This window comes from Aerococcus sp. L_32 (genome assembly GCF_050689315.1).
Genome location: NZ_JBOEQF010000748.1, coordinates 1 through 885 on the forward strand (window position 1 = coordinate 1; position 885 = coordinate 885).

The following is an 885-nucleotide window of genomic DNA, read 5'->3' on the forward strand; positions in this document are numbered from 1 at the left end:
AGGCAACGACCATTTATGTTACACATGATCAAACCGAAGCAATGACATTAGCAGATCGAATTGTGATTATGAATGCAACGAAAAATTCTGATGGTTCAGGCACAATTGGTCGCATTGAACAAATCGGTACACCACAAGAATTATATAATAAACCCGTAAGTAAATTCGTAGCTGGCTTTATTGGTAGTCCTTCAATGAACTTCTTTACAGTAACAGTAGGGGAGAATCGTATTTCCAATCAAGATGGTTTGGACATTGCTATACCAGAAGGGCAAGCTAAAATCTTACGTGACCGTGGTTACCTGGGTAAAGAAGTCATTTTCGGTATTCGTCCAGAAGATATTTTGGATACTAACATTGCCATTGAAGCCTACCCAGAGGATACCGTGACAGGTGAGATAGTCGTTTCTGAATTACTTGGTCCTGAAACCATGTTATACCTAAAATTAGGTCAAACTGAATACGTTGCACGTGTATCTACTCGTGACACATTTGAAGCGGGTGACAAAGTTGCCCTAACCTTTAACATTACGAAGGGACATTTTTTCGACTTGGCAACAGAACAAGCAATTCGTTAATATGCGAAGCATATCTTAGCTGGGGACAAAACTTCCCAGCTATTTTTGATATTATTAATGCAAACGCTTGCACAAACTGGTAGAATGGACTTAACAACATAAAACATCATAAGGAGTGCGTGAAATGGAAAAACATTGGTGGCACAAAGCAACTATCTATCAAATCTATCCTAAATCCTTTGCAGATGCGAATGGCGATGGTATTGGGGATTTAAAGGGCATTACCAGCAAATTAGACTACTTGCAAGAATTGGGCATAACTGCCATCTGGTTATCACCAGTTTATGATAGCCCTATGGACGATAAT

2 protein-coding genes are annotated in these 885 nt (G+C 39.3%); both read left to right on the forward strand.

Features of this window, described 5'->3' with window-relative positions; translation table 11 throughout:
• The coding region (locus ACRCJ0_RS16170) for an ABC transporter ATP-binding protein (protein WP_431391187.1) at window positions 1–578 on the forward strand (578 nt) is incomplete at its 5' end.
• Between the two features lie 124 nt (window positions 579–702).
• Window positions 703–885 (forward strand): alpha-amylase family glycosyl hydrolase (locus ACRCJ0_RS16175; RefSeq protein ID WP_431391188.1); only part of this gene is annotated, 183 nt, incomplete at its 3' end.